General features: G+C 61.1%; 13 protein-coding genes and 1 pseudogene. 9 read left to right on the top strand and 5 right to left on the bottom strand.

Annotated elements, in window-relative coordinates; all coding sequences use genetic code 11:
• The first annotated feature begins 37 nt into the window (after window positions 1-37).
• Window positions 38-436 carry a YciI family protein gene (locus tag GA0061101_RS06335; RefSeq protein WP_037195027.1) on the top strand — a complete coding sequence of 133 codons (399 nt, stop codon included), beginning with the start codon at window positions 38-40 and terminating at the stop codon, window positions 434-436.
• A gap of 25 nt (window positions 437-461) precedes the next feature.
• The gene (locus GA0061101_RS06330; protein ID WP_092573527.1) at window positions 462-1,724 is read left to right on the top strand and encodes an RNA polymerase sigma factor; all 1,263 of its coding nucleotides are present in this window, start codon (window positions 462-464) and stop codon (window positions 1,722-1,724) included.
• A 45-nt stretch (window positions 1,725-1,769) separates the two neighbouring features.
• On the opposite strand, the gene GA0061101_RS06325 is transcribed toward GA0061101_RS06330, so the two are convergent.
• A complete protein-coding gene (locus tag GA0061101_RS06325) occupies window positions 1,770-3,170 on the bottom strand; it encodes an MFS transporter (RefSeq protein ID WP_092573275.1) in 1,401 nt (466 codons plus the stop codon).
• Between the two features lie 120 nt (window positions 3,171-3,290).
• On the opposite strand from GA0061101_RS06325, the gene GA0061101_RS06320 reads away from it, so the two are divergent.
• Together GA0061101_RS06320 and GA0061101_RS06315 are read left to right on the top strand one after the other, a co-directional pair.
• On the top strand, window positions 3,291-4,286 hold the full coding sequence (locus tag GA0061101_RS06320) for a LysR family transcriptional regulator (protein ID WP_047562504.1): 996 nt from the start codon (window positions 3,291-3,293) through the stop codon (window positions 4,284-4,286).
• 16 nt (window positions 4,287-4,302) lie between these two features.
• Window positions 4,303-4,821, top strand: a complete 519-nt coding sequence (locus GA0061101_RS06315) for a GNAT family N-acetyltransferase (RefSeq protein WP_047562505.1) — start codon at window positions 4,303-4,305, stop codon at window positions 4,819-4,821.
• Window positions 4,822-4,895: 74 nt separating this feature from the next.
• Here GA0061101_RS06315 and GA0061101_RS06310 read toward each other — a convergent pair whose 3' ends face one another.
• Window positions 4,896-5,357, bottom strand: a complete 462-nt coding sequence (locus GA0061101_RS06310; protein WP_092573274.1) for a cupin domain-containing protein — start codon at window positions 5,355-5,357, stop codon at window positions 4,896-4,898.
• A gap of 527 nt (window positions 5,358-5,884) precedes the next feature.
• Here GA0061101_RS06310 and GA0061101_RS06305 point away from each other — a divergent pair.
• The 5 genes and pseudogenes from GA0061101_RS06305 to tnpB all read left to right on the top strand — a co-directional run bounded on the left by GA0061101_RS06305 (window position 5,885) and on the right by tnpB (window position 9,368).
• The gene (locus GA0061101_RS06305; protein ID WP_092573273.1) at window positions 5,885-6,640 is read left to right on the top strand and encodes a class I SAM-dependent methyltransferase; all 756 of its coding nucleotides are present in this window, start codon (window positions 5,885-5,887) and stop codon (window positions 6,638-6,640) included.
• 80 nt (window positions 6,641-6,720) lie between these two features.
• On the top strand, window positions 6,721-7,635 hold the full coding sequence (locus GA0061101_RS06300) for an AraC family transcriptional regulator (protein WP_092573272.1): 915 nt from the start codon (window positions 6,721-6,723) through the stop codon (window positions 7,633-7,635).
• Window positions 7,636-7,758: 123 nt separating this feature from the next.
• Window positions 7,759-8,508, top strand: a complete 750-nt coding sequence (locus tag GA0061101_RS06295; protein WP_092573271.1) for an SDR family oxidoreductase — start codon at window positions 7,759-7,761, stop codon at window positions 8,506-8,508.
• 240 nt (window positions 8,509-8,748) lie between these two features.
• Window positions 8,749-8,949, top strand: a pseudogene (locus GA0061101_RS40740) (transposase); the annotation flags it as partial.
• A gap of 182 nt (window positions 8,950-9,131) precedes the next feature.
• On the top strand, window positions 9,132-9,368 hold the full coding sequence (tnpB, locus tag GA0061101_RS06285; protein ID WP_092573269.1) for an IS66 family insertion sequence element accessory protein TnpB: 237 nt from the start codon (window positions 9,132-9,134) through the stop codon (window positions 9,366-9,368).
• Here the strand turns inward: tnpB and GA0061101_RS06280 are convergent.
• From GA0061101_RS06280 to GA0061101_RS39295, 3 genes are all read right to left on the bottom strand, one after another.
• Window positions 9,339-11,384, bottom strand: a complete 2,046-nt coding sequence (locus GA0061101_RS06280; RefSeq protein WP_245297459.1) for a recombinase family protein — start codon at window positions 11,382-11,384, stop codon at window positions 9,339-9,341. The two genes, tnpB and GA0061101_RS06280, sit on opposite strands and share 30 nt — an antisense overlap.
• Window positions 11,385-11,748: 364 nt before the next feature.
• Window positions 11,749-12,210, bottom strand: coding sequence for a helix-turn-helix domain-containing protein (locus GA0061101_RS06275; RefSeq protein WP_092573267.1), 462 nt, complete (start codon window positions 12,208-12,210; stop codon window positions 11,749-11,751).
• Between the two features lie 194 nt (window positions 12,211-12,404).
• Window positions 12,405-12,715: DUF5372 family protein (locus GA0061101_RS39295; RefSeq protein WP_092573266.1), on the bottom strand; the 311-nt coding region annotated here is incomplete at its 5' end.

The following is a 12,715-nucleotide window of genomic DNA, read 5'->3' as shown; positions in this document are numbered from 1 at the left end:
AATGGTGCCGGCGGCTCGTTTCTGGAGGAATCGTCCCATGCGTTTCATGTCTATCGTCACTTCTACCGATTTCATGCAACCGACACCGGAGCTTCTCGATGCCATGAACAAGCTTGCCGATCGGGAGATCAAAGCCGGTCGCATGATCGATACGGCGGGCTTGATGCCGCTTGCGACCGGCGCTCGCGTCACCATACGGGATCGCGAGCTGAGCGTTGTCGACGGGCCTTTCGTGGAGGCCAAGGAAGTCGTCGGAGGCTATGCGATCTTCGAGCTGCAAAGCAAGGAAGAGGCCGTGGCGCTGGCGGTCGAGTTCATGCAGTTGCACAAGGATTTCATGCCGGGCTGGGAGGGAACATGCGAAGTGCGCGCCTACTTCGAACCACATGCGGAGGGTGTATGCGATCCGCTCCCCCATGCGGCCGTCGGGCACTGATGATCTGCAATCGGGAGAGGCGGCCGTGACGGCCGCCGGCACCCACCGGACGATCCTCGCCGCGTGGCGGATCGAGCAGCCCAGGCTGATCACAAGCCTGGCAAGGATGCTGCGTGATGTGCCGCTCGCCGAGGATCTGACGCAGGAGGCTCTGGTTGCCGCCCTGGAGCGTTGGCCGGAGGCGGGCATCCCGGAGCGACCCGGCGCCTGGCTCATGGCGACGGCCAAACGCCGGGCACTTGATCATTTGCGCCGTCGTCAGATGCTCGATCGCAAGCACGACATGATCGTCCGGGACATGGAAGAGGATCAGCAAGTCATGCCGGATCTCGATGCCGCCCTGGATGATGATATCGGCGATGAAATGCTGCGGCTGGTTTTCACTGCTTGTCATCCGCTGCTGTCTCGCGAGGCGCGCGTCGCGCTGGCCTTGCGGATGGTCTGTGGACTGACGACGGAGGAGATCGCCAGGGCGTTTCTCCTGTCGGAAGCGACGATCGCCCAGCGCATCGTCCGCGCCAAGCGGACGCTTTCGGACTCGGGACTGTCTTACGAAACGCCGCATGGCGAGGAGCTGTCGCGGCGATTGGCCACGGTGCTGGAGGTCGTCTATCTGATCTTCAATGAAGGTTACACGGCGGCGCGGGGTGAAAACTGGCTGCGGTTGCAGCTCTGCAACGAGGCGCTGCGATTGGGCCGGGTGCTGACGTCGGTAGCGCCGCAGGAGCCGGAAGCGCATGCGCTGCTTGCGCTGATGGAATTGAATGCTTCCCGCGCGGCGGCGCGGACGGACGCCGCCGGTGATCCGATCCTGCTGCTCGATCAAAATCGTGCGCTTTGGGATCAGTTGCAGATCCATCGCGGTTTGCAGGCGCTGGCGCGGGTGCGGGAACTGGGCGGCGCCGGTGGCGTCTATGCCCTTCAAGCGGCGATTGTCGCCTGCCATGCGAGGGCTCACACAGCCGGGGAAACCGATTGGAGACGGATTGCCGAACTCTATGCGGAGCTCGCCGCGATCCTGCGCTCTCCGGTCGTGGAGCTCAACCGCGCCGTCGCCATCGGCATGGTCGACGGCCCCGAGGCGGCGCTGGAGATCGTCGAGCAACTCGCGCATGAGCCCGCATTGAAAGGCTATCATCTCCTGCCCAGCGTTCGCGGCGATCTTCTTTATAAGCTCGGCCGGTATGACGAGGCGCGTTGCGCCTTCGAGGCGGCCGCGGCGCTTGCCGGAAATGAGAGAGAGCGGGATTTGCTGATGCGCCGCGCTGCCGAGGCTGCGTGTACCTGAGAAGAATGAACCCGCTCTTTGACGAGCGGGTCGTGGTGTTCGGGTCTATTCGGCGGCCTGGTAGTTTGCCGCTCTTGCGGCCGATGTCCGCGGGCCGACGGCGGCGAGCAGCGTGATCGCGACAGCCAGGATCGTCACGAAGCCGATGCCGGCGATATAGGGGTTCCAACCGTAGCTGGGGGCTGCGCCGAAGACAGCCGAGGCTGCCGCCAGGATAATACCGCCGCCGATCTGGAAGGAGGCAAAGAGCATGCCCGAAGCCAGACCGGACTTATCCTCTTCGATATCGGACAGTGCCGCGACCTGAATGGACGGATAGGTCATGGCATAGCCGACGCCGAGCAGGAGTTGCGAGATGGCGACCAGCACGATCGTGTCGATCTGGCCGACCGAGAGCACCCAGAAGAGATAGCTGATGGCTTGTAGTCCGACGCCGAACGTCATTAGCAAAGTCGTGCCGCGGGCCTGCCCGATCGTGGCGAAGCGAGGGGCGAGGAACATCACGCAGACGCCACCGAGGGCGAAGGCGAAGCCGGTGGCGAAGGCCGACCAGCCGACGACATTCTGGTAGTAAAGCGTCGCAATGAACTGGAAGCCGACATAGGCACCCTGGAACAGCGCAGCGACGGCATTGGCGTGGCTGAGCTTGGCGCGGCGGAACATGGCAAGCGGCACCATTGGGTCGGCATGGCGTGACTCGACCAGCAGGAACAGCAGGATCAGCGCCAGTGCCGCCACCAGTGATCCCCAGGTGGCAAATGCCTGCCAGCCGTCGGCCGCGGCGTTGGTGACGCCGAAGACGAAGAGCAGCAGTCCGGGGGTGATGGTGATTGCGCCTGCCCAGTCGAAGCGGGCGCGTGAGCCGCTTCGCTTGTGATCGGCAGGCAGGACGAAGGGCGCGACAATCAGCGCGAGGATGGCGACGGGAGCACCCATGACGATGGTTGCGCGCCAGCTGATGATGGTCGCAGCACCACCCAGCACCATGCCGAGCACGAAACCGGCGGCGCCTGTCGAGGAGAATACGCCGAGCGCCTTGGCGCGGGCGTTGCCTTCTCCGAAGACGGAGAGCAGCAGTGCGAGGGCTGCCGGCGCGGTGAAGGCGGCGGCGATGCCCTTGATCAGGCGTGCGGCGATCAGGGTCGGCGCGCTATCGACGAAGCCGCCGGCAATGCTCGCGGCAGCAAAGACGCCGAGCGACCAGAGAAACACGCGGCGGTGGCCGAAGAGATCGGCAACGCGGCCGCCGAGCAGCAGGAAGCCGCCATAGCCGAGCACATAGGCGCTGACGGCCCATTGCAGCGATGTCGCCTGCATGCCGAGCTCTTTCTGGATTGCGGGCAGGGCCACCCCAATGGTGGAGACGTCCATGGCGTCCAGGAAGTTGGCGGCGCAAAGCAGCAGCAACGCCAATCCAGCCCCGCTTCGGGTTTGGGAAGAAGTCATCGGGATCGTTCCTTTCTGTGCTGCCGCCTCTTGGGAGGTTGCAAACGGCAGGGAACGAGAAAATGTACACGTTCAAACCCTATTGCAAATTGATAGTAACCATGTCAGATATTACTGGCGATGATGAATGATGCAACGCTTCGGAAAATCGATCTCAATCTGCTGCTCGCCTTTTCCGTGCTGATGCAGGAGCGGAATGTGAGCCGCGCGGCCGAGCGCCTGTTGCTGGGTCAGCCGGGCCTTTCCGCCGCGTTACGCCGGCTGCGCGAGACGCTGGATGACGAATTGTTCGTGCGCGTCGGGCGCGGTTTGCAGCCGACGCCGCGGGCGCTTTCCATTGCGCCGGCGATCGAGGATGCGCTGTCCGGCATCGAGCGCGCCATTCGCCCGCCGGCGGCCTTCGATCCGGCGGACTGGCATGGCGAATTCCGCGTCGGCATGTGCGACAATCTCGAATCGTCCTTCTTCGGACCGCTGGTGGCGCGGCTGCGTGAGCTGGCGCCGAATGCCCGGCTGGTCAGCGTGGCGTTCGATAAACGCGATGCTGCGCGCCTGCTGGACGAGGGCGCCTATGACTTCAGCATCTCCGTGCATGACGAGCCTGCCTCCTGGCATATTCGCGCGCCGTTGTTCGAGCAGGCATCGCTCTGCATCTACGATCCCCGCCATCTCAAATGCCCCGCGCCGCTCACACTGAAGCAATTTGCCAGTGCGCCGCATGTGACCGTCTCCATTGAAGGCGCGATATCCACAAACGTGGATGCCGCTCTGGCGCGCCTCGGTTATCGTCGCCAGGTCGTGGCGACCGCGCCGCGTTTTTCCGCTCTGCCGATGACATTGCGGGCCATTCCGGCCATTGCGACCATCCCGGAATCCATCGCCCGCTGCATGGCGCAGCTGCATGATCTGACGGTTTCGGTGCCGCCATTCGAACTGCCGGCCGACCCGGTGACGATGCTCTATCGGCGCATCGATCAGGCCGACAGCCGGGCGGTTTGGTTGCGCCGCCTGTTCGTGGACGTGGTGACTGAAGCGCTGGAGGCGAGCGGCTGCAGCATAGGCGTTTCCACGGCCGCCTGCTGCTACGACCCGCCGGCCCTGGCCGAGGCGGTGTAACCCGAAGGCGGTCTTCATGGTGCGGCACACTCAACGTCTGTCTTTGCGTATGCCGGAAGACCGGGATCTTGCCTTCGTCACGTCACTTTTTGCCCGTCCCGAGCTTGTTGCCCATCGACCGAATCCGACGCCGGATTCACCTGAGGAGAGTGCCCGGCGCCTTTCCCGTGACCGGGCGCACTGGCGTGTGCACGGATTTGGACGCTGGACGATCGAGGCTGAAGGGCGGCCGATCGGGTTCGGTGGCGTGACCGTCTCGAAGGAGTTCGAGGGGCTCAATCTTTCCTATCACCTGCATCCCGATTGCTGGGGACGCGGCTATGCCACGGAATTGGTGAAGGAGGCTCTGGCCTTTTCGCGCGACGACTTGCTTGCCGAGCGAGTAATCGGCCTCGTTCGACCCGTCAACGCGGCTTCCCGGCGCGTGCTCGAAAAATGCGGTTTCGACTTCGAGCGGGAAGTGATGCTGCATGGCGCGCCGACGCATCTTTTGTCCTGCCGGATGACCCGCGCGAGTAGCGCCATAGTCGAATAGATCGAACTCACGGCCAGGATGTCGTCATTATTTCCCATCCGGGCGCACGCCGTCGCCGCATTGCGCGCCGCGGCCTAGCCGTCGGGATAGGGCATGCCATCCTTGTGCACGAACCGGCCGTCGGTGCTGGAGCTCATCATGTCGATGTCGGAGCAGGTGATGAGGTCGGTCGGCGAGCGCGCGCCGGCTTCGAGATAAACCGCCGTCGTGTCCGACTTGTTGATCATGTGATGGCCGTTTCCGGAGCCTTTCGGGAAGGCGGCGCAATCGCCGGCGCGCAGCACCGTCTCGCCCTCATCCTCGATCAACGTCAGCTCGCCCTCCAGCACATAGACGAATTCGTCCTCCTCCGAATGCCAATGCCGCTGGCTCGACCAATTGCCGGGCGGCAACCGCATGAGATTGACCCCGAAATCCGTAAGGCCGCCGGCCTCGCCCAGCCGCTGCCGCACGCGCTCGGCACAGGGGGCGTTGAATGGGGCGGGGTAGCGGGCGCCTTTGTGTTTCGCTATGGCTGCAATGTCGATCTTCGGCATGAGGGGTCTGCCTGGGATTTGTTATTGGGGGAGGCTGTCGGCGTCGAGGGGAGTTTAGCAATGATTGCTGGTCATGGTCCAGTTTGGTGTCGCGAACACTTCTTTTAGGGTGCTGGATGGGCAAGCGCCAAAGAATGCACTCGGTGTTGCCTTCATGCCTTCAACCAACCATGATGTACGGCATTAGCATTAGAGGGCGGCGAATGTGGGACATCGCCGCGCGTTTCACAAGATGGGTGTGTTAACCAATTGGAATGATCGTTAAGGGCGAGTCCGGCTGACGCACCCCATCGAGACCTTCCTACCATCTAATGTGTCCAACCTTTGTGCTCTAGCCATGTGAAGTAGCGGGCCATTCCAAGGTCTAGGAAGCTAAGCTGTTTTGAGCTTTCAATGCATTAGGAAATTATTGGCGCACCGCGCCGGGTGATGATGATAACTACGTCTACGCCATAGCTCTCTAAGCCCGCCTAAATGCAACTCGCCTTGACGATCAGGCAAAATCCCACCAAGCAAGGACCATCGCAATGCATACATCATCTGAAGGCTACAAGACCGGTGCTGCGGCCTATGTCGGCGGGCGACCAGGCTATCCGCCCGAGGCGCTGGACTGGTTGCGCGGCATCGTGGGTGTCGGACCCGGCCGGAAAGTTCTGGAATTGGGTGCCGGCACAGGAAAGTTCATGCCCTTGCTGCGGCAATGCGGAGGAACCCTCGTTGCGGTTGAGCCTATCGATGCCATGCGCGAGCAATTTACGGCCGACTTTCCGGAGGTCCAGGCTCTGGCCGGTTCGGCGGAAGCTATCCCCTTGCCAGACGCATCCGTTGATGCCGTCGTCTGCGCGCAGGCATTCCACTGGTTCGCAAACGCAGCCGCCTTGCAGGAGATCAGGCGGATTCTCGCGCCGGGCGGCGTGCTGGGGCTCATTTGGAATGGGCGGGACGAGACCGTGCCATGGGTCGCTGAACTGTCCGCCATCACGGATGAGTGGGAGGGAAATACGCCCCGCTATGTGACGGGGGAATGGCGCCGTGTCTTTCCCGCACCTGGATTTGAGTTCATCGATGAGCGCCATGCCCGCAACGCACATGTTGGAGCGGCAGAACAGGTCATTGTCAAACGGACATTATCCGTCAGCTTCATCGCGGCCTTGCCTCAGCAGAAACAGGCGGAAGTCGAAAAGCAGGTAAGGGCGCTGATCGCGCGAACCCCTGAACTCTCAAAGGGCGGTGACATTTCCTTCCCTTATGAGACGAGCATGTTTGCCTATCGCAAGCTGTAGCCAGGCCCGCCGTCAGGCACTGGACTTGCCACTTCGGACGATCCATAATTAATTGTCTCGATATTATATGGATCATCCACGTGGACCCGCTCAGCGATGTGATTGCCCTGCTTCGGCCGAACACGGCCATCTCGAAGCCCATTTCTGGCGGGGGCACCTGGGCCGTACGCTATGCCGCGCATGACGCCCCCGGCTTTACGATGATTCTCAAGGGCGAATGCTGGATTGCATTTGAAGGCGAAGAGCCCTTGAAGCTGGAAACGGGAGCATTTCTGCTGCTGCCCTCGACCCCCGCCTTTACCTTGAGCAGTCGTCCCGGCCTGGGCGGGACACCGACAGACCCGATGGATGTGCCCGTGCGCCATGGCGAGCAGGAGGGTGAAGCGGATTTCATAGCGCTGGGCGGCACGTTTCGTATCGAGGCGGCGAATGCGCCGCTGCTGCTCGCCCTGTTGCCGCGCATGATCCATGTTCCGCCATCAGAAGAGCGATCGGCTCGGCTCGGACGGCTGATCGATCTCATCGCCGAGGAGTGCCGTGGCGACGAGCCGGGCAAGGATATGATCCTCCAGCGCATGCTTGAAGTTCTTCTCATCGAGGCGCTTCGCTCGCAGGGAACCACTATGGGCGAAGACCGCGCTGGTCTGCTGCATGGCATGCGCGATCCGGCGCTCGCGCGCGTGCTTGCGGCGATGCATGCCGATGTGCGCGCAGACTGGACAGTTGCAGGCCTTGCCCGAATCGCCGGCCAATCGCGTTCCGCCTTTGCCGCGCGCTTTGGTGCGGTGCTCGGCTGCGGTCCGATCGAATATCTCGTCCGCTGGCGGATGGCGCTGGCCAAGGATGCCTTGCTGCGCGGTGCAAAGACGCTCGACCGGATCGCCGACGACATCGGCTACGATTCTGCCAGCGCCTTCAGCACGGCGTTCCGCAAGCGGCTTGGCTGCCCGCCAGGAAGATTTGCCCGGATGAATGGCAGCGTCGGCCACGCCTGAGATCAAGCGCGGGCGAGTTTATTGCCGACCTGGACGATTGAACAATATAAATGGATAATAAATTATAGTTCGTCCAGATGATCGGCGCTATCAAGGAACCATCCGAAACGAATGGAGGTTCCCATGCAAACGATCCTGATCACCGGCACATCCTCTGGCTACGGCCTGGAGACGGCACGCCATTTCCTCGACAAGGGCTGGAATGTGATCGCCACGATGCGCCGCCCCGACGCAAGCCTCTTCCCTGCCTCGGCCCGGCTGCGCATTCTGCGGCTCGATGTCACAAGCGACGAGAGCATCGCCGCCACCGTCGCGGCCGCCGGCCCCATTGACGTGCTGGTCAACAATGCCGGCATCGGTGTTGTAGGCGCGTTCGAGGCGACGCCGATGGCGCACATCCGCAAGGTCTTCGCCACCAACACGTTCGGCGTCATGGCTATGTGCCAGGCCGTCATACCGCAGATGCGTGAACGCCGGTCCGGCGTGATCGTCAACGTGACCTCGAGCGTGACGCTCGCCGCCATGCCGCTGGCGGCGGCCTATACCGCGAGCAAGCAGGCGATCGAGGGTTTTACCGGCTCGCTCGCGCATGAACTTGGCTATTTCAATGTCGGCGCCAGACTGGTCGAGCCCGGCTATGCCCCGACGACGCGTTTCGCACAGAATACGGATGTGCGGATCGAGGATCTGATCCCGCCGGCCTATGCCGGCTTCGCGACGCCGATCTTCGCGGAATTTGCGCACCCCGCCATGACGACGAAGGAAACGGATGTCGCCGCGGCCATATGGGATGCAGCCCACGACACAACAGGTCGCCTTCAGTTTCCGGGCGGTGCCGACGCGGTCGCGCTCTACGAGGCCCGTCACCGGTAAGCGCAAAGCGTCCTGATCGTCAAAGGACAATCACAGCGCAGCATCGGCCTCCCCGCCGGTGCTGCCTGTTCGTCGGCCATCTTTACCATCCAGAGAATACGAACTTTTCTCCGCCGAATGCCGCCGTTTTTAAATGCGGAGCGGGGAAGTTTGGCAGTAAGCGGCAAGCAGACCCCATCTGGCGTCGATAGCCTTGATCCCGGTAATGCAGATAGACGAATTCACGAATTGTGAGCTTCTATGTCTGCGCCTAGCTCTGGAACTAGAAACTTCCATATGATCGAGGCTGTTCCGGAACGGCTCGAGGGTGCTCCGCGACAATTTCGGCGGCGCTGGTCCGATGATTTTAAGGCGCGGGCTGTGGCCGAGGCAATGGAGCCTGGCGCGAGCGTGTCGGCAATTGCGCATCGCATCGGCATACATCCCTCACAACTATTTGGCTGGCGCCGTGATGCGCGAGACGGACAGCGATCGGTCTCGCGAGATCGGGCTGTTCAGACAGAAACCAGATCGATTGGCAGACGTTCGATGATCGAGCTTGTCATCGGCGATATCGTTATCCGGGCTGACGCAGATATCGACGACGGCCATCTGCAGCGGGTGATCCGAGCGGTGCGCTCGGCATGATCCCGTCAGGCGTGAAGGTCTTTCTCGCGAGCCATCCGATCGACTTTCGCAAGGGTCCGGACAGCCTGCTTTCGCTGGTGCGGGATGCCGGCAGTGATCCGTTCAACGGTGCACTCTATGTCTTTCGGGCCAAGAGAGCGGACCGGGTCAAGATCGTTTGGTGGGATGGCTCGGGCGTTTGCCTCTATGCGAACGATCGGCGTTCATACTACACCTCTTTCCTCGCCAGTTGATGTTCTTGGCTCAGTTTGCATTTGTCGATACGCAGCAGCGCGATCTTCGAGTGGATTCCATCGGCTGCATTGCTTTTGCGGCAGGTCTCCATCGGCGATTTCGTACAGGCTATAGTGCCCGTTATAGGCATGTCTGGTGATGAGGCCAAATTTGGCCCATCTGGCGACGGTTTGCTCGCTGATATTGAGATGCGCTGCCGCTTCCTGTCTTGTCAGCATTCCCCGCTGTCGCAGTCGATCATATCGTGATCGCAGCTTATATTCGTGGATGAGATAGGCGACTTTGAGGGGTGTAAAGCGGGCGTCCTGGCAGCCGCGACGTGCGGTTCCACCTGGGCGATGTCCCTGCTCGTTTAGAATCTCGGCGATCTCGGGATAAATGTAATCGTCGAGAAGCCTATCGACCAGTTCAATGATACTGGGCTTTGTCTTGATCTGCTGAGGAGAGGATTTTGGGCTGATGGTGGTGAGCGTCTGGATTTTGCCGCCCTTGAAGCGAACGTGAAGCTTGGTGGTTCCTTCCGCTGGCAACTTTAAGAGAGTGACATCCTCAATGATGTGGGCCAGCAATCGCTTGCGTTCGCGGCTTGGGGTATCCGGATCTTTCCAGAGCTGGTTGAAGTCGGCCGTCATCGCGACTAACCGTTCGTGGACAGCTTTATCGAGGATGAATTGATCGTGCTCTCGGCCACGTTCGCGCTCTTCGCGGGCACTGGCCAGCGTGCGAAGCTTCTCGTTCCATTCACCTTCGAGCGTGTCGGCGACGAGGCGGTTACTAGGATCGACAAGCATGAAGCGGCGCTGAGCGAGCCCGGCTTCCGTTTGGGCGCGTTCGATTGCGCGACAGCGCAGCCGGTCTGCTTCTTCATGCCGGGCTTGGATCTCCTTGCGGACTTCGAGAGCGAGTTCGACGGCCGCCGGCGTCATCTGCTCAGCAATCAGCATACCGATGGCTTCATCGACGGGAGGCCCGGCGATCGACTGACACATAGGCTCCCCACGATAAATGCGGGCACGATTACAAATGTACCAGGCTTCCTGCCGGCCACGCCGCGCCGCATAGCGAACCCTAAGATGGCTGCCGCACTGCCCACACACGGCCCGGCCTTGCAGCAGTGCCGGTCCCTCCCTTGGGATTGAAGCTCGTGCCGCTTCAAATCCACGGCCATTCGCCTTGAGGATCTTCAGATTCTCCTGATGTCGCTCCCAGCTGATATAGCCGGGATGAGCATCGGGAATGCAGGCCGGCCAGTCATCAATGTCGCGCGCACGCAGAGTCTTTTTGCCGTCGATGGTGCGTCGAAACTGTCGTCGGCCATAGGTATAGGCGCCAGCGTAGCGAGGATTGTTCAGGACACGCATCGCCGTCGATGCGGTGAGCGGCCGAAACAGCGTGTCGCCGTTGTGTAGGCGCGATGGAAACAATAGGCCTTCATTGCGAAAGACCTTGACGGTCTGGGAGGCGGACCCGAGGCGAGAGAACATCTCAAAGAAATGAATGATCGTTTCTCTGACTTGCATGTCTGGATCAAGAGTCACATTGCCGAAATGGTCATAGACCAGCCCGGTCGGCAGGAGGCAACGAAACTCACCGCGCCGCACCTTATTGAGAATGCCGCCGCGTAGCCGGGCTTTGATCACATGCAGCTCGGCCTCACTCATTGTTCCCTTCAGGCCGAGCAGGAGCCGGTCGTTGAAACTTGCCGGATCATAGACGCCGTCCTCGTCGAGGATCAGGGTGTCGGCAAGGGCGCAGATCTCCAGCAGACGCTGCCAGTCGGCATTGTTGCGCGCCAGACGGGAGACCTCCAGGCCCATGACGATCCCGGCATGCCCCATGCCGACATCGCTGACCAGCCGCTGAAACCCTTCGCGCCACGCCGCCGATGCACCGGACTCTCCTTGATCGTTGTCGATGACGATAATCTGCTCGTCGCGCCAGCCGAGGGCGACAGCGCGTCCCCGAAGCGCATATTGCCGCCTGGCGCTCTCGACGTTCTCAACGACTTGCCGCATTGAAGACTGGCGGATGTACAGGTAGGCGCCGCGTTCGAGGTGATGAGGCTGGACTTTGAGATGTACATTCATGGTGATCTCCGATCGTTGATGCTCATGGCGATTGTCGCAAGGACGTGAACAACGGCGCTGTGCCCGCCGTGCAGCGGCCAAGCAATTGACGATGGGTAAATCTGCTCTCGCGGGGTGCTTGCTGTTGCTGTCAGCGCCTGAGCCCATCCCCACATGCCCCGGCGCAGAAAGAGCATCAGGCCGCTACGAGCCATAAGCGGCAGCGCTGCGCCGAAAGCAGCCTTGCGCAATATCTCGTACTGGGACGCGATGGTCGACGGTTGGATCGGGCATGCCACCGTCGCGGCAATGTTTACCTGCTGCTTTTTTTTAGAGCCCGCTCGATCGATCTGGGATGAAGCTCGATATCGAGTTCCTGGCGGAGCAGCTTGGCCAGTTCCCGGGCGCGAACGGGTTCTCCTGGGGCGAGCTGCGCCTGCAGAAATGCCAGGATTTTGTCGTCGATCTTGTGGGGACCGCGGGGGCCCGGCTTTGTCGGCACCAATCCGGTAATCCCGGCCATGTCGAAGTTCACCTTGGCCTGGTAGTAGGTTGGCCTGGAAACACCGTACTCGTCGGAGGCCTCCGTCACCGACACCTTGTCGATGGAGACGCGACGCAGCATCTCGTATTTGACCTGCACGGCGTCGTGCGGATCGAAGAACTCGCTGCCCCGAAACTTTGGATCGCGCACCTTCTCGGGGGTGGGATTGAACGTGCCCTCTTCGATGAGGACATCCGTCTTTGTGCGCTTGCTGTCGTACTTCGCAGACATCAATGGCTCCGAGGACATGAAGCGGCGTTAGCGTAATGCTAATTATGACGCATTTTGCTACCTCGTCAAGACGATGCTTATAGTCTATTTGACGTGATAGCTTGTATTTGCAGGCGTAACCTCTCATAAAGGCGACCTCTTGCGGCATAATCCACTTTACAAATGCGGCATATTTATCCTTACACTTCCGCACGTCAGCGCGGCTCCGATTTGCTCGAAAGGCGCTTCACCAGAGTGGCCAACTCCATTAAGTCGACCACCCGCAAGAGCGATCGTCCGTTGCTCATGACGACCTCAGGATCCAAGCTCACAAGATCAGTCCATTGCGGAGGAACCGACCAAACAGTGGCGTCCTCGGTCTGCAGCAAAAGGCGTTCACCATGCCGGTTGTAGCGCTTGCCGACGCACGGCAACTGCCGTGGGAATAAAGGATGAAACGGATGCGTTACCCGCACTAACTGCGTATCTGCGTTGGCAGCGGCTGCATTCTGTTGTGAGGTACAAG

Origin of the sequence: Martinezella lusitana, assembly GCF_900094565.1 — a bacterium.
GTDB classification, from domain to species: Bacteria; Pseudomonadota; Alphaproteobacteria; order Rhizobiales; family Rhizobiaceae; genus Rhizobium; species Rhizobium lusitanum.
Note: the sequence above shows the minus strand (reverse complement) of the source record. Positions and strands in the feature narration are given on the sequence as shown.

What these genes read in the sequence shown, in the direction of transcription:
- GA0061101_RS06335 (WP_037195027.1), top strand. Translation starts at nt 38, where the DNA reads ATGCGTTTCATGTCTATCGTCACTTCTACCGATTTCATGCAACCGACA.
- GA0061101_RS06325 (WP_092573275.1), bottom strand. Translation starts at nt 3,170, where the DNA reads ATGACTTCTTCCCAAACCCGAAGCGGGGCTGGATTGGCGTTGCTGCTG.
- GA0061101_RS06320 (WP_047562504.1), top strand. Translation starts at nt 3,291, where the DNA reads ATGATGAATGATGCAACGCTTCGGAAAATCGATCTCAATCTGCTGCTC.
- GA0061101_RS06315 (WP_047562505.1), top strand. Translation starts at nt 4,303, where the DNA reads ATGGTGCGGCACACTCAACGTCTGTCTTTGCGTATGCCGGAAGACCGG.
- GA0061101_RS06310 (WP_092573274.1), bottom strand. Translation starts at nt 5,357, where the DNA reads ATGCCGAAGATCGACATTGCAGCCATAGCGAAACACAAAGGCGCCCGC.
- GA0061101_RS06305 (WP_092573273.1), top strand. Translation starts at nt 5,885, where the DNA reads ATGCATACATCATCTGAAGGCTACAAGACCGGTGCTGCGGCCTATGTC.
- GA0061101_RS06295 (WP_092573271.1), top strand. Translation starts at nt 7,759, where the DNA reads ATGCAAACGATCCTGATCACCGGCACATCCTCTGGCTACGGCCTGGAG.
- tnpB (WP_092573269.1), top strand. Translation starts at nt 9,132, where the DNA reads ATGATCCCGTCAGGCGTGAAGGTCTTTCTCGCGAGCCATCCGATCGAC.
- GA0061101_RS06280 (WP_245297459.1), bottom strand. Translation starts at nt 11,384, where the DNA reads ATGCGGCAAGTCGTTGAGAACGTCGAGAGCGCCAGGCGGCAATATGCG.
- GA0061101_RS06275 (WP_092573267.1), bottom strand. Translation starts at nt 12,210, where the DNA reads ATGTCTGCGAAGTACGACAGCAAGCGCACAAAGACGGATGTCCTCATC.